This is a genomic window from Pseudomonas oryzae (assembly GCF_900104805.1).
Classification (GTDB): domain Bacteria; phylum Pseudomonadota; class Gammaproteobacteria; order Pseudomonadales; family Pseudomonadaceae; genus Geopseudomonas; species Geopseudomonas oryzae.
In genome coordinates this window covers 3389238-3410948 of record NZ_LT629751.1, presented here as the reverse complement: position 1 = coordinate 3410948, position 21711 = coordinate 3389238, and the positions used below count along the sequence as shown (strand labels likewise).

At 69.1% G+C, this 21711-nt stretch carries 24 protein-coding genes; 20 read left to right on the top strand and 4 right to left on the bottom strand.

The window, feature by feature from the left end:
• Window positions 1-72: 72 nt before the first annotated feature.
• The 5 genes from hisB to BLT78_RS15290 all read left to right on the top strand — a co-directional run bounded on the left by hisB (window position 73) and on the right by BLT78_RS15290 (window position 4101).
• Window positions 73-666: an imidazoleglycerol-phosphate dehydratase HisB gene (gene hisB / locus BLT78_RS15310; protein WP_090349965.1), complete on the top strand. Its 594-nt coding sequence runs from the start codon at window positions 73-75 to the stop codon at window positions 664-666.
• Window positions 666-1304 (top strand): imidazole glycerol phosphate synthase subunit HisH, encoded by a 639-nt coding sequence (hisH, locus tag BLT78_RS15305; protein WP_090349962.1) that lies wholly within the window; start codon window positions 666-668, stop codon window positions 1302-1304. The genes hisB and hisH overlap by 1 nt, the downstream gene beginning before the upstream one ends.
• Window positions 1305-1520: 216 nt before the next feature.
• The gene (gene hisA / locus BLT78_RS15300) at window positions 1521-2255 is read left to right on the top strand and encodes a 1-(5-phosphoribosyl)-5-[(5-phosphoribosylamino)methylideneamino]imidazole-4-carboxamide isomerase (RefSeq protein WP_090349959.1); all 735 of its coding nucleotides are present in this window, start codon (window positions 1521-1523) and stop codon (window positions 2253-2255) included.
• Between the two features lie 107 nt (window positions 2256-2362).
• On the top strand, window positions 2363-3121 hold the full coding sequence (hisF, locus tag BLT78_RS15295; protein ID WP_090349956.1) for an imidazole glycerol phosphate synthase subunit HisF: 759 nt from the start codon (window positions 2363-2365) through the stop codon (window positions 3119-3121).
• 218 nt (window positions 3122-3339) lie between these two features.
• Window positions 3340-4101 carry a substrate-binding periplasmic protein gene (locus tag BLT78_RS15290; protein ID WP_090349953.1) on the top strand — a complete coding sequence of 254 codons (762 nt, stop codon included), beginning with the start codon at window positions 3340-3342 and terminating at the stop codon, window positions 4099-4101.
• Between the two features lie 67 nt (window positions 4102-4168).
• On the opposite strand, the gene BLT78_RS15285 is transcribed toward BLT78_RS15290, so the two are convergent.
• The 3 genes from BLT78_RS15285 to gpmI form a co-directional block, all read right to left on the bottom strand.
• The gene (locus BLT78_RS15285) at window positions 4169-5488 is read right to left on the bottom strand and encodes a S41 family peptidase (protein ID WP_090349949.1); all 1320 of its coding nucleotides are present in this window, start codon (window positions 5486-5488) and stop codon (window positions 4169-4171) included.
• A 26-nt stretch (window positions 5489-5514) separates the two neighbouring features.
• A complete protein-coding gene (locus BLT78_RS15280) occupies window positions 5515-6777 on the bottom strand; it encodes a murein hydrolase activator EnvC family protein (RefSeq protein ID WP_090349946.1) in 1263 nt (420 codons plus the stop codon).
• An 83-nt stretch (window positions 6778-6860) separates the two neighbouring features.
• Window positions 6861-8399 carry a 2,3-bisphosphoglycerate-independent phosphoglycerate mutase gene (gene gpmI, locus BLT78_RS15275; protein ID WP_090349944.1) on the bottom strand — a complete coding sequence of 513 codons (1539 nt, stop codon included), beginning with the start codon at window positions 8397-8399 and terminating at the stop codon, window positions 6861-6863.
• A gap of 187 nt (window positions 8400-8586) precedes the next feature.
• Here gpmI and BLT78_RS15270 point away from each other — a divergent pair, with 187 nt between their 5' ends.
• From BLT78_RS15270 to secB, 3 genes are read left to right on the top strand one after another with little or no spacing between them, the layout of a single operon-like run.
• Window positions 8587-9000 carry a rhodanese-like domain-containing protein gene (locus BLT78_RS15270; protein WP_090349941.1) on the top strand — a complete coding sequence of 138 codons (414 nt, stop codon included), beginning with the start codon at window positions 8587-8589 and terminating at the stop codon, window positions 8998-9000.
• 1 nt (window position 9001) lies between these two features.
• On the top strand, window positions 9002-9256 hold the full coding sequence (gene grxC, locus BLT78_RS15265) for a glutaredoxin 3 (protein ID WP_090349938.1): 255 nt from the start codon (window positions 9002-9004) through the stop codon (window positions 9254-9256).
• A gap of 28 nt (window positions 9257-9284) precedes the next feature.
• Window positions 9285-9746, top strand: a complete 462-nt coding sequence (secB, locus tag BLT78_RS15260) for a protein-export chaperone SecB (RefSeq protein WP_090349936.1) — start codon at window positions 9285-9287, stop codon at window positions 9744-9746.
• Window positions 9747-9934: 188 nt separating this feature from the next.
• On the opposite strand, the gene trmL is transcribed toward secB, so the two are convergent.
• A complete protein-coding gene (gene trmL / locus BLT78_RS15255; protein WP_090349934.1) occupies window positions 9935-10396 on the bottom strand; it encodes a tRNA (uridine(34)/cytosine(34)/5-carboxymethylaminomethyluridine(34)-2'-O)-methyltransferase TrmL in 462 nt (153 codons plus the stop codon).
• A 105-nt stretch (window positions 10397-10501) separates the two neighbouring features.
• On the opposite strand from trmL, the gene BLT78_RS15250 reads away from it, so the two are divergent.
• Genes BLT78_RS15250 through BLT78_RS15195 form a run of 12 tightly spaced genes read left to right on the top strand, consistent with a single transcriptional unit; the run spans window position 10502 to window position 21524 of the window.
• Window positions 10502-11422 (top strand): type IV pilus biogenesis protein PilM, encoded by a 921-nt coding sequence (locus tag BLT78_RS15250; RefSeq protein WP_231975642.1) that lies wholly within the window; start codon window positions 10502-10504, stop codon window positions 11420-11422.
• The gene (locus BLT78_RS15245) at window positions 11419-12042 is read left to right on the top strand and encodes an MSHA biogenesis protein MshI (RefSeq protein WP_231975641.1); all 624 of its coding nucleotides are present in this window, start codon (window positions 11419-11421) and stop codon (window positions 12040-12042) included. The genes BLT78_RS15250 and BLT78_RS15245 overlap by 4 nt, the downstream gene beginning before the upstream one ends.
• Window positions 12039-12731 (top strand): hypothetical protein, encoded by a 693-nt coding sequence (locus tag BLT78_RS15240; RefSeq protein WP_090349932.1) that lies wholly within the window; start codon window positions 12039-12041, stop codon window positions 12729-12731. The genes BLT78_RS15245 and BLT78_RS15240 overlap by 4 nt, the downstream gene beginning before the upstream one ends.
• On the top strand, window positions 12724-13059 hold the full coding sequence (locus BLT78_RS15235; RefSeq protein WP_231975640.1) for a Type II secretory pathway component: 336 nt from the start codon (window positions 12724-12726) through the stop codon (window positions 13057-13059). The genes BLT78_RS15240 and BLT78_RS15235 overlap by 8 nt, the downstream gene beginning before the upstream one ends.
• Complete coding sequence (gene mshL / locus BLT78_RS15230) at window positions 13059-14654, top strand: pilus (MSHA type) biogenesis protein MshL (RefSeq protein ID WP_231975639.1); 1596 nt, start codon at window positions 13059-13061, stop codon at window positions 14652-14654. Before BLT78_RS15235 ends, mshL begins: the two co-directional genes overlap by 1 nt.
• Before the next feature lie 3 nt (window positions 14655-14657).
• Window positions 14658-15602 (top strand): ExeA family protein, encoded by a 945-nt coding sequence (locus BLT78_RS15225; RefSeq protein WP_090349929.1) that lies wholly within the window; start codon window positions 14658-14660, stop codon window positions 15600-15602.
• Window positions 15599-17035, top strand: a complete 1437-nt coding sequence (locus BLT78_RS15220) for a tetratricopeptide repeat protein (protein WP_090349926.1) — start codon at window positions 15599-15601, stop codon at window positions 17033-17035. The genes BLT78_RS15225 and BLT78_RS15220 overlap by 4 nt, the downstream gene beginning before the upstream one ends.
• Window positions 17035-18756 carry a GspE/PulE family protein gene (locus BLT78_RS15215; protein WP_090349924.1) on the top strand — a complete coding sequence of 574 codons (1722 nt, stop codon included), beginning with the start codon at window positions 17035-17037 and terminating at the stop codon, window positions 18754-18756. The genes BLT78_RS15220 and BLT78_RS15215 overlap by 1 nt, the downstream gene beginning before the upstream one ends.
• Window positions 18756-19997: a type II secretion system F family protein gene (locus tag BLT78_RS15210; protein ID WP_090349921.1), complete on the top strand. Its 1242-nt coding sequence runs from the start codon at window positions 18756-18758 to the stop codon at window positions 19995-19997. Before BLT78_RS15215 ends, BLT78_RS15210 begins: the two co-directional genes overlap by 1 nt.
• Window positions 19997-20503 (top strand): hypothetical protein, encoded by a 507-nt coding sequence (locus BLT78_RS15205; protein ID WP_090349917.1) that lies wholly within the window; start codon window positions 19997-19999, stop codon window positions 20501-20503. Before BLT78_RS15210 ends, BLT78_RS15205 begins: the two co-directional genes overlap by 1 nt.
• Window positions 20504-20535: 32 nt before the next feature.
• Entirely contained in the window at window positions 20536-21024 is a 489-nt protein-coding gene (locus BLT78_RS15200) for a prepilin-type N-terminal cleavage/methylation domain-containing protein (RefSeq protein WP_090349914.1), read from the top strand.
• A gap of 47 nt (window positions 21025-21071) precedes the next feature.
• A complete protein-coding gene (locus BLT78_RS15195) occupies window positions 21072-21524 on the top strand; it encodes a type II secretion system protein (RefSeq protein WP_090349911.1) in 453 nt (150 codons plus the stop codon).
• Window positions 21525-21711 lie beyond the last annotated feature (187 nt).

Sequence of the window (21711 nt, the reverse complement as noted above, 5' to 3'; positions counted from 1 at the left end):
CGCGGTAGCCCGGCAAGCTGGCCCCGGCCTATAATGCGCGCTCAATCCGCCCGTGATTCTGTGGAGCTGGCAATGGCCGAACGCAAGGCGTCCGTCGAGCGCAACACCCTGGAAACCCAGGTCAAGGTTTCCATCAACCTGGATGGCACCGGCAAGGCCCGATTCGACATCGGTGTACCCTTCCTCGAGCACATGCTCGACCAGATCGCCCGCCACGGGCTGATCGACCTCGACATCGAGTGCAAGGGCGACCTGCACATCGACGACCACCACACCGTTGAGGACGTCGGTATCACCCTCGGCCAGGCCTTCGCCCGGGCGGTCGGTGACAAGAAGGGCATGACCCGCTACGGCCACTCCTACGTGCCGCTGGACGAGGCGCTGTCGCGCGTGGTGGTGGACTTCTCCGGTCGTCCCGGGCTGACCATGCACGTGCCCTATACCCGCGCCAGCGTCGGCCGCTTCGATGTCGACCTGTTCCAGGAATTCTTCCAGGGCTTCGTCAACCACGCGCTGGTGACCCTGCACATCGACAACCTGCGCGGCAGCAACACCCACCACCAGATCGAGACGGTGTTCAAGGCCTTCGGCCGCGCCCTGCGCATGGCCGTCGAACTGGACCCGCGCATGGCCGGACAGATGCCGTCGACCAAGGGGTGCCTGTGATGCAGACCGTCGCCGTCATCGACTATGGCATGGGTAACCTGCACTCGGTGGCCAAGGCGCTCGAGCACGTCGGCGCCGGTCGCGTGCTGGTGACCAGCGACGCCCAGGTGATCCGCGAGGCCGACCGCGTGGTGTTCCCCGGCGTCGGCGCGATCCGCGACTGCATGGCCGAGATCCGCCGCCTGGGCTTCGACGCCCTGGTCCGCGAGGTCAGCCAGGACCGCCCGTTCCTCGGCATCTGCGTCGGCATGCAGGCGCTGCTCGAGCACAGCGAGGAGAACGACGGCGTCGACTGCATCGGCCTGTTCCCCGGTCGGGTGCGTTTCTTCGGCAAGGACATGGTCGAGGACGGCGCGCCGCTCAAGGTGCCGCACATGGGCTGGAACGAGGTGTTCCAGAGCCTCGAGCATCCGCTGTGGCACGACATTCCCGACGGCGGGCGCTTCTACTTCGTGCACAGCTACTACGTCGAGGCCGGCAACCCGGTACAGGTGGCCGGGCGCGGCCACTACGGCAAGGACTTCGCCGCGGCACTGGCCGACGGCTCGCGCTTCGCCGTGCAGTTCCACCCGGAGAAGAGCCACAGCCACGGCCTGCAGCTGCTGCAGAACTTCGTCGGCTGGAACGGCCGCTGGTAGGTCTCACTCCAGTCGGCGGCTGCGCTTGCCGACTCTGCGTCGCGCGGTGCTCGGACGGCAGCTGCGCTGACGAACGTATGTAATACGGCCCGAAGGGCGAGCGCAGCGAGTCATCCTCATGTACTCGTGTACATTCCGGTTCCTGTGCTCCGGGCTTCTTGATTCGCCTGCGCTCGCTCACCGCCTGAAGCGAGCCCAGCAAGAGGAATTATTGCAATGCTGATCATCCCCGCAATCGATCTGAAGGACGGCGCCTGCGTGCGTCTGCGCCAGGGCCTGATGGACGACGCCACCGTATTCTCCGACGACCCGGTGGCGATGGCCGCCAAGTGGGTCGAGGGCGGCTGCCGTCGTCTGCACCTGGTCGACCTCAACGGCGCCTTCGAGGGCCAGCCGGTCAACGGCGAGGTGGTCACCGCCATCGCCAGGCGCTACCCCAACCTGCCGATCCAGATCGGCGGCGGCATCCGCTCGCTGGAGACCATCGAGCACTACGTCAAGGCCGGGGTCAGCTACGTGATCATCGGCACCAAGGCGGTCAAGCAGCCGGAGTTCGTCGCCGAAGCCTGCAAGGCGTTCCCGGGCAAGGTGATCGTCGGCCTGGACGCCAAGGACGGCTTCGTTGCCACCGATGGCTGGGCCGAAGTCTCCAGCGTGCAGGCTACCGACCTGGCCAAGCGCTTCGAGGCCGACGGCGTGGCGGCGATCGTCTACACCGACATCGCCAAGGACGGCATGATGCAGGGCTGCAACGTCGAGGCCACCGTGGCCCTGGCCAACGCCAGCCGCATCCCGGTGATCGCCTCCGGCGGCATCCACAACCTCGGCGACATCCAGAAGCTGCTCGACACCCGCAACCCGGGCATCGTCGGCGCCATCACCGGCCGCGCCATCTACGAGGGCACCCTCGACGTGGCCGAAGCCCAGGCGCTGTGCGACGGTTTCCAGTGAACTGAGCGCGCAGGGTGCGCCGTGCGCACCTCCTGCGTGTCCATGGTGCGCACGGCGCACCCTACGAGAAGCCGCCCGGCGGCATGCAATCGACGAGAGAGACAGCCATGGCCCTCGCCAAACGCATCATTCCCTGCCTCGACGTGGACAACGGCCGCGTGGTCAAGGGCGTCAAGTTCGAGAACATCCGCGACGCCGGCGATCCGGTGGAGATCGCCCGCCGCTACGACGAGCAGGGCGCCGACGAGATCACCTTCCTCGACATCACCGCCAGCTCGGAAGGGCGCGACACCACCCTGCACACCGTCGAGCGTATGGCCAGTCAGGTGTTCATCCCGCTGACCGTCGGCGGTGGCGTGCGCACCGTGCAGGACATCCGCAACCTGCTCAACGCCGGCGCCGACAAGGTGTCGATCAACACCGCCGCGGTGTTCACCCCGGAGTTCGTCGGCGAGGCCGCCGCACGCTTCGGCTCGCAGTGCATCGTGGTCGCCATCGACGCCAAGAAGGTCGCCCCGGGGCGCTGGGAGATCTTCACCCACGGCGGGCGCAAGCCGACCGGGCTGGATGCGGTGGAGTGGGCGAAGAAGATGGAAGGCCTCGGCGCCGGCGAGATCCTGCTGACCAGCATGGACCAGGACGGCGTGAAGAGCGGCTACGACCTCGGCGTGACCCGCGCGATCAGCGAGGCGGTGGGCATCCCGGTGATCGCCTCGGGCGGCGTCGGCAATCTCGAGCACCTGGCCGCCGGCATCCTCGAGGGCAAGGCCGACGCGGTGCTGGCGGCGAGCATCTTCCACTTCGGCGAGTACACCGTGCCGGAGGCCAAGGCCTACCTGGCCAGCCGCGGCATCGTGGTGCGCTGAACGGCGCGTCGTGCGGATGGATGCGAAGCCCGGGCCGGTCCCGGGCTTCGTCGTTTCTGGGCAGGGCATCCCATCCGCGACCTCCCGGCGCAATCGGTCGACAGAACGGCCGAATCGGCTGACCGGCTGGTGGCAATCTGCCGCTGCGGCATCCCGCCAGATCCGCAATCGGACCTTGGTCGCAGAGGGCCGCTGACAACAAGAACAAGGAAACGGATATGTCGTTGAAACACCTGCTCGCCCTGGCCCTTGCCGCCGGCGCGTTGTGCTCCGGCGCGGCCGCCGCCGCCCTGCCGCCCGGCTACAAGATCCAGCTGCTCACCGAGAACTACCCGCCGTTCAACATGGCGGTGGGAGGCAAGAACTTCGCCCGCGAGGAAAACCTGCGCGGCTTCGCCGTCGACGTGCTGCGCGAGACCTGCAAGCGCGCGGGCATCGCCTGCGAGATGACCCTGCGCTTCCCCTGGGCGCGGGTCTACCAGATGGCGCTGGACAACCCGGACCATGGCGTGTTCGTCACCGTGCGCACGCCCGAGCGCGAGCAGCAGTTCAAGTGGGTCGGGCCGATCGGCGCCCATGCCTGGGAGTTGCTGGCCAGGGCCGACAGCCCGATCAGCCTCGCCAGCCTGGAGGACGCCAGGCAATACCGCGTCGGCGCCTACAAGGGCGACGTCATCGCCGAGCAGCTGAAGGCCAAGGGCCTGCCGCTGGCCGAGGCGCTGCGCGACCAGGACAACGCGCACAAGCTGCAGAAGGGGCAGATCGACCTGTGGGCCACCGGCGACCCGTCCGGTCGCTACCTGGCCAGGGAGGAGGGCGTGACGGGGCTGAAGACGGTGCTGCGCATCGAGGGTGGCCAGCTGTTCCTCGCCCTCAACCGGAAGACGCCGGACGAGGCGGTGCAGCGTCTGCAGGCGGCGCTGGACGGGTTGCGCAGCGAAGGCTTCCTCGACAAGGCGTTGAGCGCCTACCTGGAGTAGGTCGGCGCCCGGAGGAAGGTGGAGGTGGCTGCGCCGGGAGTCAGGTCGCTGGCTCCCGGCGCCGGCATCACTGGTTGCGGGTGATGTTGAGGCCCTTGAGCAGGTTGAGCGCCTGGCTCAGCTGGTAGTCCTCGTCCTGCGACTTGCGGGGCGCCGCGGCCGCCTGGCCGTTGCTCGGCTTGTCGGCACCGCCGTTGCCGTTGCCCAAGTGGCCGGGCAGGTCGGCTTCCTTGACGCCCTGGCTCGGGCTGTCGTCGCGGGTCACCTTGCCGCGCTCGACGGTGATGTCGGGGACGATGCCCTGGGCCTGGATCGAGCGGCCGCTGGGGGTGAAGTACAGCGCGGTGGTCAGCTTGAGGGCGCGGTCGTTGGTCAGCGGCAGCACGGTCTGCACCGAGCCCTTGCCGAAGCTGTCGGTGCCCATCAGCACGCCGCGCTTGTGGTCCTGCAGGGCGCCGGCGACGATCTCGGCGGCCGAGGCGCTGCCGCCGTTGATCAGCACCACCAGCGGCACGCCTTCGCTGGCGTCGGCGTTGTCGGCGGAGAAGCGCAGCTCGGAATTGGCGATGCGGCCCTTGGTGTAGACGATCAGGCCGCTGGTGAGGAAGTGGTCGGAGACCTCCACCGCCGACTGCAGCACGCCGCCGGGGTTGTTGCGCAGGTCGAGGACCAGGCCCTTGAGCTTGCCGCCGTTGTCCTTCTTCAGCCTGGTCAGTGCCTTGGCCACTTCCTCGCCGCTGTTGATCTGGAACTGGGTGATGCGCAGGTAGCCGTAGCCCTTCTCCAGCAGCTCGCTCTTCACGCTGCGCACCTTGATCACCGCGCGTTCCAGGCGGACGTCGAACGGCTTGCCGCCCTCGCGCACCAGGGTCAGCTCGATCTTGCTGCCCGGCTTGCCGCGTAGCTTGTCCACTGCCTGCACCAGCGACCAGCCCTTGGTCGGCTGGCCGTCGATCCTGACGATCAGGTCGCCCGCCTCGATGCCGGCGCGGGCAGCCGGGGTGTCGTCGATCGGCGCGATCACCTTGAGCAGGCCATCCTCCTGGCCGACCTCGATCCCCAGGCCGCCGAACTCGCCGCTGGTGCTCTCCTGCAGCTCCTCGAACTCGTCCGGCTCCAGGTAGGCGGAGTGCGGGTCGAGGTTGCTGAGCATGCCCTTGATGGCGTTCTCCAGCAGGGTCTTGTCGTCGATCGGCTCGACGTAGGCGGTCTTGATGCGGTCGAGCACCTCGGCGAAGGTACGCAGTTCGTTCAGCGGTAGGCTGGCCTTGGCGGCGGCCGGCGCCGGGCTGGCTTCCTCGTCTGCCGCCGCGGCCACGGCCAGCGGCGCGGCGCCGAGCAGCGCAAGGGACAGGGCCAGGGCGGAGAGAGGGAAACGCGACGACATGGATGACTCCTGAGTAAGGCGTGCGGCTAGCCTTGGGAACGACACCAGGCCAGCGGATCGCTGGGCTGGCCCTTCTGGCGGATGGCGAAGTACAGCGCCGGGCTGTCGCGCCCGCCGCTGCTGCCGACATTGGCGATGGCCTCGCCGGCCTTGACCAGGTCGCCGGCGGCCTTGAGCAGGCTCTGGTTGTGGCCGTAGAGGCTGAGATAGCCGCCGCCGTGGTCGATGATCACCAAGAGGCCGGCGCCGCGCAGCCAGTCGGCGAACACCACGCGGCCGTCGTGGATGGCGCGCACCCGGGTGCCGGCCGCGGCGCCGATCAGCACGCCGTCCCACTTCAGGCGGCCATCGTCGCGCGGCGAGCCGAAGCGCGCCAGCAGGCGGCCATCCACCGGCCACGGCAGCTGGCCGCGCGCCTCGGCGAAGGGGCCGCCGTAGCTCGGGGCGCCGCTGGATACCAGCTGGCCGCCGCTGGGCGCGCTCTTGCGTTCGCTGCCGGCGGCCAGGCGCTGGCGCTCGGCCTCCTCGCGAGCACGCTGCTCGGCGAGGCGGCGTTGCTCGGCCTCGCGGGCCTGACGGGCGAGGGTTTCCTCGATGGTCTTGAGCACCCCGGCGAGCTTGGCCTCTTCCTCTTGCCCGGCCTTGAGCTTGCGGTTGCCGTCGCTCAGTTCGGCGTTGAGCCTGGCCAGCGCCTCGCGGTGTTCGCCGCGCACCTTGTCCAGCGCGGCGCGGCGATCCTGCAGTTCCACCTGCTGGCCGGCGAGCAGGGCGTGCTGGCTGGCCAGCTCGGCCTCGACGGCATGCAGCTGCTCGAGGGTCTGGTTGTAGGCGGCGAGCTGCTCGCTGCGCGCGCGACTCAGGTAGTCGTGATAGGTGAGATTGCGGGCGAACTGCTCGGGTTGCTGCTGGTTGAGCAGCAGCTTGAGATATTCCTGGCGGCCGCTCTGGTAGGCGGCGCGGATCTGCAGGGCGACCAGCTGCTGCTGTTCAGCGCGCTGACTCTGGAGTTTTTTTTTCTCCTGATCGAGGCGCTCGACTTCGGCTTCGCCGTCCTTGAGCTGCTGCTCGAGGGCGTCGATCTGCTTCTGCAGATCACCCATCTCGCGTTCGGTGCCCTGCAGCTGCTGCTGCACGCCGGACTTCTCCTGCTGCAGGGTGCCGAGCAGCTTCTGCAGTTCGGCGATGTCCTTCTGCGCGGCTTGCAGCTGGCGCTGGGCATCGGCGCGCTCGTCGGCAATGGCCGGCACGAGGCAGCAGGCGAGCAGGGCAAGCAGGGCGGCACGCAGCATGGGCAGGTTTCCGGTTCGGGAGCGCCCTAGTATGCCTCCGGCGCCGCACAAAAAGAACGCCCCGGCGGGCCGGGGCGTGATCCTTACTGCAGTTCGACCAGCGGCGTGCCGGTCATCTCGGCCGGGATCGGCATGTCCAGCAGTCTGAGCATGGTCGGTGCCACGTCGGCGAGCACGCCACCCTCGCGGATGCGCAGCTGGCGGGGACCGTAATAGAGGAACGGCACCGGCTCGCAGGTGTGCGCGGTATGCGCCTGGCCGGTCACCTCGTCCTCCATCTGCTCGACGTTGCCGTGGTCGGCGGTGATCAGCGCCTCGCCGCCGACCTTGTCCAGCGCGCTGGCGATGCGGCCGATGCAGCCGTCCAGGCACTCCACCGCCTTGACCGCCGCCGCGAACACGCCGGTGTGGCCGACCATGTCGCCGTTGGCGTAGTTGACGATGATCACGTCGTAGCGCTGCTGCAGGATGGCCTCGACGATGCGGTCGGTGACTTCCGGCGCGCTCATCTCCGGCTGGAGGTCGTAGGTGGCGACGTTCGGCGAGGGGATGAGGATGCGCTCCTCGCCCGCGAACGGCTCCTCGCGACCGCCGGAGAAGAAGAAGGTGACGTGGGCGTACTTCTCGGTCTCGGCGATGCGCAGCTGGGTCTTGCCGTTGTTCGCCAGGTACTCGCCGAGCACGTTGGTCAGCGCCTCCGGCGGGAAGGCGCAGGGCGCCGGGATGCTCGCCGCGTACTGGGTGAGCATGACGAAGCCGGCCAGTCGCGGCACGCGCTGGCGCTGGAAGCCGGCGAACTCGTCACCCTCGACGAAGGCGCGGGTCAGCTCGCGGGCGCGGTCGGCGCGGAAGTTCATGAACACCACGGCATCGCCGTCCTCCACCCGCACCGGCGTACCGATGGTGGTGGCCTTGACGAACTCGTCGCTCTCGCCGCGCGCATAGGCGTTCGCGAGGCCTTCGGCGGCGCTGGCGGCGGCGAACTCGCCCTGGCCGTCGACGATCAGGTTGTAGGCCTGCTCGACGCGGTCCCAGCGGTTGTCGCGGTCCATGGCGAAGTAGCGGCCGGTCAGGCTGGCGATGCGGCCCTTGCCCAGCTTGGCGAAGGTGGCGTCGAGCAGCTCGATGGACGGCGCAGCGCTCTTCGGCGGAGTGTCGCGGCCGTCGAGGAAGGCGTGCAGGTAGATCTGCTCGGCGCCGCGCTGAGCGGCCAGCTCGGCCATGGCGACGATGTGGTCCTGGTGGCTGTGCACGCCGCCTTCGGAGAGCAGACCGAGGATGTGCACCGCCTTGCCGGCGGCGACCGCCTGGTCCACCGCGGCGTTGATCACCGCGTTGTCGAAGAACTCGCCGTCGCGGATCGCCTTGGTCACGCGGGTCAGGTCCTGGTACACCACGCGGCCTGCGCCGAGGTTCATGTGGCCGACCTCGGAGTTGCCCATCTGCCCGTCGGGCAGGCCGACGTCCATGCCGCTGCCGGAGATCAGGCCCCAGGGGCGCTCGGCGCGCAGGCGGTCCCAGACCGGGGTGTTGGCGTGGTGGATGGCGTTGTAATCCGGGCTGTCGCTGTGACCGAAGCCGTCCAGGATCATCAGGACCAGAGGTTTGGGCGTGGCAGGCATGCGTCCGACTCGTGAGTTGGGGGCGAAAAGACGCCAGTTTACGGGCTCTGGCGGCGAGCGTCACGGCAACGTGACTGGCGGCGGTCAGCCTGCCGGTCGTCGTCGTGCGACCGGGCGTGCGCTCGGGTTCAGCCGCTCGAACTGGCTGTGTATACTGCGGACCATTTTACCGTGCCGGATGCTTGCGATGGTTGCCCAGCTGATTGAATTTGCCTCTAACCACTATGTCCTCAGCACCCTGTTCGTGGTGCTGCTCGCCCTGCTGATCGCCCACGAGGCGCGGCGCGGCGGACGCAACCTGAGCTGCCGCGAGCTGACCGCGCTGCTCAACGGCGGCGAGGGCGTGGTGCTCGACGTGCGCCCGCACAAGGAATTCAGCACCGGCCACATCACCGGCGCGCTGAACATCCCCTACGACAAGCTGGACAGCCGCATCGCCGAGCTGGACAAGCACAAGTCCAAGACCCTGATCGTGGTCGACGCCATGGGTCAGCATGCCGGCAGCGTGTGCAGCAAGCTGAAGAAGGCCGGCTACAACGTCTCCCGCCTCTCCGGCGGCATCGCCAGCTGGCGCGGCGACAACCTGCCGGTGGTCAAGTGACATGGCGGACGTCGTCATCTACTCCAGCGACTATTGCCCCTACTGCGTGCGCGCCAAGCAGCTGCTCGGGCGCAAGGGCGTGGCGTTCACCGAGATCAAGGTCGACGGCCAGCCGGCGCTGCGCGCGGAAATGACCCGCAAGGCCGGGCGCACCTCGGTGCCGCAGATCTGGATCGGCGACACCCATGTCGGCGGCTGCGACGACCTCTACGCTCTGGAGCGCGCCGGCAAGCTCGACGTGCTGCTCAGCCATTGACACCCCTACCGGAACAAGGAAGCAAAGCATGACCGAACAAGCCAACGGCGCCGCCCAGCCGCAGTTCTCCCTGCAGCGCATCTACGTGCGCGACCTGTCCTTCGAGGCCCCGAAGTCGCCGGAAATCTTCCGCCAGGAGTGGAAGCCGGGCATCACCCTCGACCTCAACACTCGCCAGAAGGACCTGGGTGGCGACTTCCACGAAGTCGTGCTGACCGTTTCGGTGACCGTGAAGAACGGCGAGGACACCGCGTTCATCGCCGAGGTGCAGCAGGCCGGCATCTTCCTGATCAAGGGGCTGGATGCCGCCTCCATGAGCCACACCCTCGGCGCCTTCTGCCCGAGCCTGCTGTTCCCCTACGCCCGCGAGGCGCTGGACAACCTGGTGGTGCGTGGCTCCTTCCCGGCGCTGATGCTCTCCCCGGTGAACTTCGATGCCCTCTACGCCCAGGAGCTGGCCCGCCAGCAAGGCGCTGAAGCCCAGGCCTGAGCCTGGCGCCGCCGGTGGCGGCAGTGTCGTGAGCAAGAGCCTCGCCCGTGCGAGGCTTTTTTTTGCCTGCTCATCCGGAAGGTGTATTCAAAAACGTGACGCACTTCGCTAAGTTGATATGCATCAGTACGCGCAATCACGGGTTTGGCATGCTGGCGCCGCAGAGTTGACGGTCCTGTCCCGACTGCTCAGTCGAGACGAAAATCCTGCTGGCGCCAGGCTTCGTAGACGGTCACGGCGACCGCGTTGGACAGATTCAGGCTGCGGCATCCCGGTTGCATGGGCAGGCGCAGCAGCTGCTCGGCCGGCAGGCTGGCCAGTACCTCGGGGGGCAGGCCGCGACTTTCGGGGCCGAACAGCAGCACGTCGCCCGGACGATACTCGACTTCCGCATAACAGTTCTTGGCTTTGGTGGTGAGTGCCAGTATTCTGACATCTCCTAGCGACTCCAGGCAGTCCGCCAGGGACTTGTGTCGAATTACTGTCGCGTATTCGTGGTAGTCGAGTCCCGCCCGGCGCAGGCGCTTGTCGTCCAGTTCGAAGCCCAGCGGTTCGATCAGGTGCAATTGGCAGCCGGTATTGGCGCACAGTCGAATGACATTGCCGGTGTTCGGCGGGATTTCCGGTTCAAACAAAACAACATGAAACATTGGGTCATGCCTGGTGTATTCGGGTTGGCGCGCATTCTAGCGGGTTGCGATTCGCAGTAGCGCGTCACCGGGCAGGGGCGACCCGCGCTGGGCAAGGAGAAGCCATTGCTGGCTTGGCTGAAACGAACCACAGGTGTTGCCGATACGCTGCTCGGGCTGGCCCCGGTGCCGGGCGGCTGCGTGCTCGCGCGCGTGCAGCGTGGCGCCGCAGGCACGCGCCTGCTGGCCAGCGAGTTCGTCGCCGCCGCGCCGGCGAGCGACCTCGAGGTCCTGCGCCGGCGGGTCGATGAACTGGGGCTCGCCGACCAGCCGGTCAATCTGCTGCTCGCCGCCAGCGACTATCAGCTGCTGCTGGTCGAGCGCCCCGACGTGGCCGCCGCCGAACTGGGCGCGGCGATCCGCTGGCGCATCCGCGATCTGGTCAACGCTCCCCTCGATACCCTGGTGGTCGACGCCTTCCCCCTGCCGACCGATGCCTACCGCGGCCGCACGGCGATGGCCTACTGCGCAGTGCTGCCGCGCGCGCGCATGCAGGCGCTGGCCGACTGGGTGGAGGGTGCCGGGCTGCGCCTGAGCAGCATCGACATTCCCGAGATGGCCCTGCGCAATCTCGGCCTGCTCGCCGGCGCCGAAGGGCAGAACCTCGCGGTGCTGCAGGTCGGCGCGCGCAACGGTCTGATCTGCGTGCAGAACGGCAGCGACCTGTACATGGTGCGGCGCATCGAGCACGGTCAGGACAACCGTGGCGAGAACAGCGCCCTGCTGGCCCTCGAGGTGCAGCGCTCGCTGGACTACTTCGAGAGCCATCTCGGCAAGGGCGCGGTCAGCCGCCTGTGCCTGCTGCCGCTGGCCGAGCAGGAGGAGCTGCTGCTCGCCGAGCTGCGCCAGCGCCTGAGCCTGCGCATCGAGCGCCTGGCGCTGGACGAGCTGTTCGCCGGCGCGCCGCTGCTCGAGCTGCCGACGAACCAGCAGGCGCAGTACCTGCCGGCCATAGGCGCGGCGCTGCGCCAGGAACGTGGCCGATGAGCGCAGGGACCGCGATGCCGAACCTCAATCTCTACCAGCCGGCGCAACCGGCGAGCGCGGGCCGGCCGTCCCGTGCCCTGCTGCTGTGCGCTGTGCTGGCGCTGCTGCTGGCCGTGCTGGGCGATGCCGCCTGGCAACTGTGGCGCCTGCACGGCCTGGAAAGCCTTGTGGCCACGGCCGAGCAGGAGGCCGCCCAGGCCGAGGCCGAACTGGCGACCGCGCGCCGGGAGTTCCGCGAGCCGCAGGCCGATCCGCGCCTGCCGCAGCGCCTGGCCGAGGTGGAACGCGACAACCGCGAGCTGCAGCGCGTCGCCGACTACCTGAAGGTCCTGCAGGCCGAGCGCAGTGGCGGCTTCAGCCCGGCGCTCGACGCCCTCGCCGAGCGTCACCTGGGTGGCGTCTGGCTGAGCACCATTCGTCTCGAGCAGGGCGGCCGCGACCTGTTGCTGGAGGGGGCCAGCCAGCAGCCGGCGCTGCTGCCCGTCTACCTGAACAGCCTGGGGCGCAGCCCGGCCTTCGCCGGCCGCCAGTTCGCCCGCTTCGATCTCGAGCGCGACGCCGCCGACGTGCTGCGCTTTCGCCTCGCCTCGCAGGCGACCACCAAGGAGGACGGGCAATGAATGCCCTGTTGCAACGCTGGCAGGCCCTGGGGCCGCGCGAGCAATGGCTGGCCGTGCTGGTCGCCCTGCTGCTGCCGGGCATGGCCTGGCTGGCGCTCGGCCACGAGCCGCTGAGCCAGCGCGTGAGCCAGCTCGACAGCGCGCGCCAGGCGGCGCAGGCCCGGACCCTCGAGGCGCGCACCGCGCAGGCGGAGCTGCTGGCCCGCGCCGCGGTCGATCCCGACCTGGCGGTGCGCCAGGCCCTGCTCGCTGCCCAGGCGCTGCGCGAGCAGCAGCTGGCGGAGCTGGCGGCCGGTACCGCCGCGCTGATCGACCCGCCGCGCATGCAGCGGGTGCTGCAGGACCTGCTGCAGCAGCGCCCCGGTCTGCACCTGCTCGGGCTGGAGAGCTTCTCCGCCCCGCTCGAGCTGCCTGGCGCGGCGCCGGCCGAGGCCAAGATCGGCTCCACACCGGCCGTCGCGGCCGCCCCCTTGCTGTATCGCCACGGCATGCGCGTGACCCTGGAGGGCAGCTACTTCGAGCTGCGCGACTACCTGCGCGGTATCGAGCAGCAGAGCCAGGTCGTCGGCGGTCGCCGGCTGTTCTGGGAGCGCCTCGACTACCAGGTCGGCGAAGCCGGCCCGGGCAAGGCGCGGATCACCATCGAACTGTACACGCTGAGTCGTGAAGCGGGGTGGGTCGGTGTCTAGGGCGCTGCTGCTGATCCTTGCCCTGGCCGTGCCGCCGCTGGCTGGCGCCGCCCTCGATCCGACCCAGCCGCCGCGGGCGCCGAGCGGCCCGGCCGCGGCGGCCGGCGAGGCGGCATCCGCAGCGCTGCTGCAGGCCATCCTGCGCGGCCCGGCCGGCGCCCGCGCGGTGATCGGCGGCCGCAGCCTCGCGGTCGGCGAACGCCTCGGCGAGCTGCGCGTGCTGGCCATTCGCGCGCGCAGCGTGCTGATCGAACGTCAGGGGCAGCGCAGCGAGCTGCACCTGAGCCATCCCATTGTGACTCCCGCCACCCGGAGCCCGAGCCGTTGATGTCCATCATGCCCTTTCGCCTGAAGCACCTGGGCCTGCTCACCGCCGGCTGCCTGCTGGCCGCCTGCCAGACCTTCACCGACGGCGACCGCCAGCTGCGCGAGCAGGGTGACCGCCTGTTCGACGAGGCCCTGGCGCAGAGCCGCCAGAGCCAGACGCCGCCGCCGGCGGTACAGGCCGCGCTGCTGCCGCCGCTGCTGCCCGAGGTCGCCGCGCTGGCCGGCGGGCCGCGCTTCGACGTGGCGGCGCGCGACATGGACGCCCGCGAGTTCTTCCTCAGCCTGATGGACAGCGCCGGACAGAACCTGGTGGTGCACCCCGAGGTGACCGGCACCATCACCTTCAGCCTGCGCAACGTCACCCTCGACGAGGTGCTGACCGCGGTGCGCGACAGCTACGGCTACGACTTCCAGCGAACCAGCTACGGCTACCGCATCCTGCCCAACCAGCTGCTGACCCGCACCTACGACCTCAACTACCTCAACCTGCAGCGTCGCGGTGAAACCGACACCCGGGTCAGCGCCGGCACGGTCACCACTTCCGAGGAAACCAGCAACGACAGCAACGACGGCACCACCACCAGCAACCGGGCGAACACGGTCAACGCCAGCCAGGTGGTGACCTCCAGCCAGGTCGACTTCTGGCGCGAGGTGGCCGACGTGATCGGCGCGCTGATCGGTGACGAGGCGGGCAACAAGGTGGTGGTCAACCCGCAGGCCAGCCTGCTGGTGGTGCGCGCCTCGAGCGCCGACCAGCAGAACGTCGAGGCCTTCCTCAAGCAGGCCGAGCAGAACCTGCAGCGCCAGGTGATCCTCGAGGCGAAGATCCTCGAGGTGCGCCTGAGCGACCAGTTCCAGGCCGGGATCAACTGGACCCAGCTGGGCAGCCGGCTCGACCTCGACCTGACCGGCGAGGCGCTGAGCGGCGCCTCGGGCATCGGCGGGGTGTTCAGCGCGCTGTACACCAGCGGCGACTTCAGCGCCCTGCTGCAACTGCTGGAGACCCAGGGCCAGGTGCGTGTACTGTCCAGCCCGCGCATCTCCACGCTGAACAACCAGAAGGCGGTGATCAAGGTCGGCACCGACGAGTACTTCGTCACCGACATCTCCTCGACCAACACCACGACGCTGGCCGGCGTCTCCGAGCCGACCCAGGACGTCACCCTGACGCCGTTCTTCTCCGGCATCTCGCTGGACGTGACGCCGCAGATCAACCGGCAGGAGGAGGTCACCCTGCACGTGCGGCCGACGGTGAGCCGCGTGCAGGACCAGAACAAGGTCATCACCCTCGGCGAGGACAAGGAACTCAACCTGCCGCTGGCGCTGTCCACCACCCGCCAGTCCGACTCCATCGTCCGCGCGCGCAGCGGCCAGGTGGTGGTGATCGGCGGCCTGCTCGAGGATATCAACAGCAACACCGACGCCAACGTGCCCTGGATGTCCAAGCTGCCGTTCCTCGGCTGGTTCTTCCAGCAGCAGCGCAAGGATCTGGAGCGCAGCGAGCTGGTGATCCTCCTGCGCCCGCAGGTGATCGGCGCCGACACCTGGCTGGACGAGCTGCAGAAGAGCGCGGCCAGCTTCCGCGAGCTGAGGTAAGGCATGTACCTCGACTTCTTCGGCCTGCGCGAGAAACCCTTCGCCCTCACCCCCAACACCGCCTTCCTGGTGCGGCTGGCCCCCTATCAGGCCTGTCTCAACCTGCTGCGCGTGGCCCTGGGTGAAGGCGAGGGTTTCATCAAGGTCAGCGGCGAGGTCGGCACGGGCAAGACCCTGCTGTGCCGCGCGCTGATCAACGCGCTGGGCCGGGATGCCGAGCGCTGGCAGCTGGCCTGGCTGCCCAACCCCTCGCTCACCCCGAACGGTCTGCGCCGTGCCCTGGCCCAGGAGTTGCGCATCGACGATGTCGACCGCTTCGACCAGCACGGCCTGCTGACGGCGCTCAACCGCCGGCTGATCGAGCTGGCCAGACAGGGGCGGCGCACCGTGCTGCTGATCGACGAGGCGCAGGCGCTGCCGCCGGAGACTCTCGAGGCGGTGCGCCTGCTGACCAACCTGGAAACCGAACGTCACAAGCTGCTGCAGGTGGTACTGTTCGGCCAGCCGGAGCTGGACGCGCTGCTCGAGCGCGCGGAGCTGCGCCAGCTACGCCAGCGCATCACCTTCTCCTACCGCCTGCGGCCGCTGGATGCCGCCGACACCCGGCGCTACCTCGAGGAGCGCCTGCGCCAGGCCGGCTACCAGGGCCAGGCGCTGTTCGACACGCGGGCCGTGCGCCGCCTGGCCGCCGACAGCGGCGGTATTCCGCGGCTGATCAACATCCTCGCCCACAAGGCGCTGATGGCCGCCTACGGCGCCGGCAGCCGCCGCGTACGTGCCGCTCACGTGCAGCGCGCGCTGCGCGACACCGAGGGCGCCCGGTCCTTCCTGCAGGCCGGCTTCCTGCCGCTGGGCTGGAGCCTGGCCAGTGCCGGCGGCCTGCTCGCGCTGGTGCTGCTGTGGCCCTCGCTGCAGGGCTGGCTGGGGCACGGAGGGCTGCTGCCGTGAGCCTGGTCAACGACATGCTGCGCGACCTGGAAAGCCGCCAGGCGTCTGCGGACGAGCGCGCCGCGCTGGGCAGCCTGCGGGCGGTCGACGAGGGCGCCGCCGGACGTCGCGCCGCGCAGCGCCGGCTGTGGCTGCTGTTGCCCGCAGCGGCGCTGGCGCTGGTCGCCGTGCTGCTGGTGCGTCAGTTGCCCGCGCCCGTGCCCGCGCAGCCGCCCGCCGCGGGCGTGAACGCCGCGGCCGCCGTAGCCGAACCGGTGGCTGCGGCTGTCGCCGCGCCGGCCGACAGCCGCGCGCCTGCGGCGATCCAGCTGCTGGCCACCCTGCCGCAGCAGAGCGAGCAGCGCTTCGTCCTCCAGCTGCTGCTCGACCGCGCCCCGGAATACCGGCGCAGCGAGCAGAGCGGCGTGGTCAGCCTGCGCCTGCCGCACCTGCAGATGAACGACGGCGGCCCGCGCGCCGGCCGCCTGGAGCGCGACGGGCGCAGCCTGAACTGGAGCCTGCAGCCGCTGGGCGAGGGCGCCGAACTACTGCTGGTCGGCCTCGGCGACGACCTGCAGGTGCTCGACCGGCTGGAGCCTGCCGGCGAGCGCTGGCAGCTGTGGGTCGAGGTGCCGCTGCAGGCGGAGGCCGAGCCGCCGCCGGCCGAGCTGCCGGTGGCGAGCGCCGACGAACCCGCCGCCGCACCGCAGGCCCGCGCCGGCGAAGAGGCGCGCGCCACGCGTATCCAGCCCGTCGTGGCGCCGGCCCCGAGCGTCGCGCCGACAGCACCCGCCGCGCCAGTGGCGGTGGCTCGGGCGCCGCAGACCAGCGCGGCGCCGGTCAGCACCGCGCAGGCCAGCGCCGCGCGGGCCAGCGTCGCCAGTCACCGTCCCGATACGCTGAGCGAGGCGCGCCAGGCGCTGCTCGTCGGCGAGCGCGGCCGTGCCATCGCCCTGCTCGAACAGCTCGTGCGGCAGCAGCCGGAGCACCGCGAGGCGCTGCGCTGGCTGGCCCGCGCCTGGCTGGCCGACGGCCAGGGCGCGCGGCTGCTCGCCGAGCTGCCGGCACAGCTGGCGCGCTTCCCCGCCGACAGCGAGCTGCGCGTGCTGCTCGCCCGCGCCCAGTTGCAGGCCGGCGACACGTCGGCCGCGATCGCCAACCTGGCCGCGCGGATGCCGCCGCTGGCCGGCGATCCGGCCTACCACGCCCTGCTCGCTGCCATCTACCAGCAGGCGGGGCAGTGGCAGGAGAGTGCCCGCCTGTACCGCAATCTGGTGCTGCTGCGCCCAGAACAGGCCAGCTGGCAGCTGGGCCTCGGCATCGCCCTCGAACAGCTCGGCGAACGTGCCGCCGCCGGCCACCACTATCGCCAGGCGCTGCAGGGCAGCGGCCTCGACGACGACAGCCGGCGCTACGCCCGCGAGCGGGCACAGGCCCTGGGAGGACAGTCCTGATGGACAGCCAAGAACTGCACCGGCGCAAGGTGCGCCTGGGGGACCTGCTGGTCCAGTCCGGGCTGATCAGCGAAGGCCAGCTGCAGCTGGCGCTCGACGAGCAGAAGCGCAGTGGCGCCAAGCTCGGCCGCGCGGTGGTCGAGATGGGCTTCATCAGCGAGCAGAAGCTGCTCGAGGCGCTGTCGCGCCAGCTCGACATCCCCTACGTCGACCTGCGCCAGTTCAAGTTCAACGAGAAACTGGTACAGCGCCTGCCGGAGGCCCTGGCCCGCCGTTTCCGGGTCATCCTGCTGATCGAGGAGGGCGACGGCCTGCTGGTCGGCATGAGCGACCCGCTCGACCTGTTCGCCCTCGACGAGATGGCCCGCGTGCTGCGTCAGCCGCTCAAGCCGGCGGTGGTGCTGGAGCGCGACCTGCTCGACTGCCTCGACCGCTTCTACCGGCGCACCAGCGAGATCGCCTCGCTGGCCGGCCAGCTCGACGAGCGCCTGGAGGAGAGCGACTTCGACTTCAGCGGCCTCAGCCTCGACAACAGCGACGCCCCGGTGGTGCGCCTGCTGCAGATGCTGTTCGAGGATGCCGTGCAGATGAAGGCCTCGGACATCCACATCGAGCCGGACGAGCAGGTGCTGCGCATCCGCCAGCGCATCGACGGCGTGCTCAACGAGCAGCTGATCAAGGAGGCGCGCATCGCCTCGGCACTGGTCCTGCGCCTGAAGATCATGGCCGGCCTGGACATCTCCGAGAAGCGCCTGCCGCAGGACGGCCGCTTCAACATCCGGGTCAAGAACCACAACCTCGACGTGCGCGTATCGACCATGCCGGTGCAGTTCGGCGAATCGGTGGTGCTGCGTCTGCTCGACCAGAGCGCCGGGGTGTTCCAGCTCGAACGCACCGGCATGCCTGCCGAGATGCTGGCGCGCCTGCGCGTGCTGCTGCAGCGCCCGCACGGCCTGGTGCTGGTCACCGGCCCCACCGGCTCGGGCAAGACCACCACCCTGTACGGTGGCCTGGCCGAGCTGAACAGCCCGGAGAAGAAGATCATCACCGTCGAGGATCCGGTGGAGTACCGCCTGCCGCGGATCAACCAGGTGCAGGTCAACCCGAAGATCGAGCTGACCTTCGCCCGCGTGCTGCGCGCCGCCCTGCGCCAGGACCCGGATATCGTGCTGGTCGGCGAGATCCGCGACCAAGAGACCGCCGAGATCGCCCTGCGCGCGGCGATGACCGGTCACCTGGTGCTGTCCACCCTGCACACCAACGATGCGCTGACCTCGCCGCTGCGCCTGGTCGACATGGGCGCCGAGCCGTTCCTGGTGGCCAACGCGCTCAACGCCGTGGTCGCCCAGCGCCTGGTGCGGCGGGTCTGCGAGCACTGCCGCAGCGAGCAGACCCCGGACGAGCGCGAACTGCGCTGGCTGGAGGCGATCCATGGCGCTGCGCTGGGCGGTCGCCGCTTCGTCCACGGCCGCGGCTGCCACCAGTGTCACAACACCGGCTACCTCGGGCGCATCGGCGTCTACGAGCTGCTGGAGATCGACGCGCCGCTGGCCGCCGCGCTGCGCCGCAACGACCCGCAGGCGTTCATCGACGCCGCCCGGGCGCAGCCCGCCTACCGGCCGCTGGCCGCCGCCGCGCTGGACTTCGCCCTGGCCGGGCTGACCAGCGTCGAGGAAGTGCTCAGGGTCAGCGCCAGCCTCAGTGACGAGCGGGTGGCCTGATGGCGAGCTTCCGCTTCAGCGGGCGCGATGCCCAGGGCCGCAAGGTGAGCGGCACCCGCCAGGCGGCGAGTGCCGAGGCGCTCGCCGGCGTGCTGCTGGCCGAGCGCATCGACCCGCTGAGCATCGACGCCATGGCCGAGCAGGCCGCCGGCGCCGGCGATGCCTGGCGTCAGCTGAAGAAACTGCTCGGCCGCGAGCGTGTCGAGTTGGAGGAGCTGATCATCTTCAGCCGGCAGATGCACAGCCTGAGCAAGGCCGGCGTGCCGATCATCAGCGCGATCGGCGGCCTCGCCGACTCGACCCGCAATCCCTATTTCCGCGAGGTGCTGCAGACCCTGCGCAGCGACCTCGAAGCCGGCACGGCGATGGCCATGGCGCTCGGCAACCATCCGCGGGTGTTCAACCCGCTGTTCGTCAGCATGATCAGCGTCGGCGAGAACACCGGTCAGCTTGACCAGGCCTTCCGCCAGCTGGCCGGCTACCTGGAGATGGAGCGCGAGACGCGCAAGCGCATCAAGCAGGCCACCCGCTACCCGCTGTTCGTGCTGATCGCCATGGGCGTGGCGCTGGCGGTGATCAACCTTCTGGTGATCCCGGCGTTCGCCAAGGTGTTCGCCCAGTTCCACGCCGAACTGCCCTGGCCGACCCGCGTGCTGATCGGTTTTTCCGGATTCATGCAGGCCTGGTGGTGGCTGATGGGCATCGCGCTTGCTGGCGGTCTGGTCGCCTTCCGCCGCTGGATCGCCACCGCGGCCGGTGCGCTGGTCTGGGATCGCTGGAAGCTCAGGCTGCCGATCGTCGGCGGCATCTTCGAGCGCATCGCCCTGGCGCGCTTCACCCGCACCTTCGCGATGATGTACCGCGCCGGCCTGCCGCTGCTGCAGACCCTGTCGATCAACAGCCACACGGTGGGCAACCGGCACATCGGCCAGGCGATCACCGCCATGCGCGAGGGTGTCGAGCGCGGCGAAGCGCTGACCCGCGGTGCGGCGGCCAGCGGCCTGTTCACCCCGCTGGTGCTGCAGATGATGGCGGTGGGCGAGGAGACCGGCGCGCTGGACGACCTGTTCGTCGAGGTCGCCGACTTCTACGAGCAGGAGGTCGACTACGACCTCAAGCGGCTGGCCGACGCCATCGAGCCGATCCTCATCGTCGCCATGGGCGCGATGGTGCTGATCCTCGCGCTCGGGGTGTTCCTGCCGATGTGGGAACTGTCGAGCGCCGCCAAGGGGCTCAAGTAGTGCGGCCGCTGCCGGCCCGCCATGCGCGCTGGCTGCTGACCGCGCCGCTGCGTCTGGCGGCGGTGAGGACGCTGGCGCTGATGCTCGGCAGCGTGACGCTGGTCGCGTTCTGGCAGATGGCCGTTACCAGCGAGGAACAAGGGGTACGGGCGACGGTGGCGAATCTGGCGCACAGCCTCAACGCCCTGGCCGCCGAGCATATGGCCCGGGACCAGCCGCTGGATGCGGACTGGGCCCGGCGCAACCCGTTTGCCCTGCTGCGTGGGCAGCAGGGCAACTACTGCGGTGAGCTGGCCGAGGGCCAGCTGCCGCACCGGGGCTGCTGGTACTTCCTGCCGCAGCAGGCCCGGGTGCTGTACCGCGCCCGCTTCAGTGGCTGGCGCAATGGCGGGGAGGAGGGGGTGCTGGTCTGGCAGCTGGTGGCTCTTCCGCAACAACCGATGGGCACCGCACAGGATGCGCGGCAGATGACTGCCGTGGAACTGCGGGCGGTAACGGACCGATGAGCAGGCCCGCAGAAGGGCAGATGGAGATGGAAATGCAGAAACAGAAGGGTTTCACCCTGATCGAACTGGTGGTGGTGATCGTGATCCTCGGCGTACTCGCCGCGGTGGCGCTGCCGCGTTTCATGGATGCCACCGAGGATGCGCATACCGCTGCCGTCAAGGGTACCGGTGGTGCGCTGGCAGCCGGGGTGGCGTTGGTTCATTCGCAGTGGGAGCTGAACAAGGCCAAGGGAACCACCGGCAACACCAACGTGACTGGCTTTGGCGACGGTACTGTGGACGTGAGCGCCGGTGGCTGGCCGATCGGCACCTCCACCAGCGGCGATGCGGCTGCCTGTGTGGAGATCTGGAAGGGCGTGCTGCAGGGCTCGGCGCCGTCTGTCGTGGCTACCAGCGGTACCGCTGACTATGTCGCCACCGGCACCACGACCTGCACCTACGGCTACAGCCTGGATGGCGGCAGCACCCGCAGCATTCAGTACGACACCGCTACTGGCGTCGTGACCGTCGATGCCAACTGATTTTTTCTGTCTCTAACTCAAGTAATCAACCTTTTAAGGGCTTAATCATGAAGCAACAGCAAAGTGGTTTCACTTTGATCGAACTGATCATGGTCATTGTGGTGTTGGGCATTCTGGCTGCGTTTGCGCTGCCGCGGTTTGCCAACCTGGGCGGTGATGCGCGCTTAGCGTCCATGCAGGGTGCGTTGGCCTCGGTCAAATCGGCCGCTGCCATCGCTCACTCTGCCGCATTGGCTAGGAACAATGCGGCCAACGCGGATGTGACCCTCGAGGGGGGCGATGTGGATATGGTTGGTCTGTATCCTGCACCGACCGCAGCTGGTATAGGTGCTGCTTCAGGAGTTGTATCCGGCGATTACACTATCGACACAACTACTGCTGACACTTATATAGTTCAGGCCGTTGGCAAAGCTTCCTGCACTTTCAGCTATAAGATGGCTGCTGCTGATACGGTGCCGACCATCACTTCAACGGCTCTTACTTCTGCCAATTGCAACTAATTTTCTAAGGCTGATCCGTGCCCACGTTTTCGCGTGGGCACGGATCTTCGAATGCCCCAGATTTTGGGAGAGCTGAGTGCTCTCTTTACCGCTGGCTCTACCATCCCAGTAAGCTCCGGCAACATGTGCATCTTGGAGCAAGTGATGCAAATGAACTTCAGTGCCGGCTCGGAGCTGGCCGCTCTGC

What these genes read in the sequence shown, in the direction of transcription:
- hisB (WP_090349965.1), top strand. Translation starts at nt 73, where the DNA reads ATGGCCGAACGCAAGGCGTCCGTCGAGCGCAACACCCTGGAAACCCAG.
- hisH (WP_090349962.1), top strand. Translation starts at nt 666, where the DNA reads ATGCAGACCGTCGCCGTCATCGACTATGGCATGGGTAACCTGCACTCG.
- hisA (WP_090349959.1), top strand. Translation starts at nt 1,521, where the DNA reads ATGCTGATCATCCCCGCAATCGATCTGAAGGACGGCGCCTGCGTGCGT.
- hisF (WP_090349956.1), top strand. Translation starts at nt 2,363, where the DNA reads ATGGCCCTCGCCAAACGCATCATTCCCTGCCTCGACGTGGACAACGGC.
- BLT78_RS15290 (WP_090349953.1), top strand. Translation starts at nt 3,340, where the DNA reads ATGTCGTTGAAACACCTGCTCGCCCTGGCCCTTGCCGCCGGCGCGTTG.
- BLT78_RS15285 (WP_090349949.1), bottom strand. Translation starts at nt 5,488, where the DNA reads ATGTCGTCGCGTTTCCCTCTCTCCGCCCTGGCCCTGTCCCTTGCGCTG.
- BLT78_RS15280 (WP_090349946.1), bottom strand. Translation starts at nt 6,777, where the DNA reads ATGCTGCGTGCCGCCCTGCTTGCCCTGCTCGCCTGCTGCCTCGTGCCG.
- gpmI (WP_090349944.1), bottom strand. Translation starts at nt 8,399, where the DNA reads ATGCCTGCCACGCCCAAACCTCTGGTCCTGATGATCCTGGACGGCTTC.
- BLT78_RS15270 (WP_090349941.1), top strand. Translation starts at nt 8,587, where the DNA reads ATGGTTGCCCAGCTGATTGAATTTGCCTCTAACCACTATGTCCTCAGC.
- grxC (WP_090349938.1), top strand. Translation starts at nt 9,002, where the DNA reads ATGGCGGACGTCGTCATCTACTCCAGCGACTATTGCCCCTACTGCGTG.
- secB (WP_090349936.1), top strand. Translation starts at nt 9,285, where the DNA reads ATGACCGAACAAGCCAACGGCGCCGCCCAGCCGCAGTTCTCCCTGCAG.
- trmL (WP_090349934.1), bottom strand. Translation starts at nt 10,396, where the DNA reads ATGTTTCATGTTGTTTTGTTTGAACCGGAAATCCCGCCGAACACCGGC.
- BLT78_RS15245 (WP_231975641.1), top strand. Translation starts at nt 11,419, where the DNA reads ATGAGCGCAGGGACCGCGATGCCGAACCTCAATCTCTACCAGCCGGCG.
- BLT78_RS15240 (WP_090349932.1), top strand. Translation starts at nt 12,039, where the DNA reads ATGAATGCCCTGTTGCAACGCTGGCAGGCCCTGGGGCCGCGCGAGCAA.
- mshL (WP_231975639.1), top strand. Translation starts at nt 13,059, where the DNA reads ATGTCCATCATGCCCTTTCGCCTGAAGCACCTGGGCCTGCTCACCGCC.
- BLT78_RS15225 (WP_090349929.1), top strand. Translation starts at nt 14,658, where the DNA reads ATGTACCTCGACTTCTTCGGCCTGCGCGAGAAACCCTTCGCCCTCACC.
- BLT78_RS15215 (WP_090349924.1), top strand. Translation starts at nt 17,035, where the DNA reads ATGGACAGCCAAGAACTGCACCGGCGCAAGGTGCGCCTGGGGGACCTG.
- BLT78_RS15210 (WP_090349921.1), top strand. Translation starts at nt 18,756, where the DNA reads ATGGCGAGCTTCCGCTTCAGCGGGCGCGATGCCCAGGGCCGCAAGGTG.
- BLT78_RS15200 (WP_090349914.1), top strand. Translation starts at nt 20,536, where the DNA reads ATGCAGAAACAGAAGGGTTTCACCCTGATCGAACTGGTGGTGGTGATC.
- BLT78_RS15195 (WP_090349911.1), top strand. Translation starts at nt 21,072, where the DNA reads ATGAAGCAACAGCAAAGTGGTTTCACTTTGATCGAACTGATCATGGTC.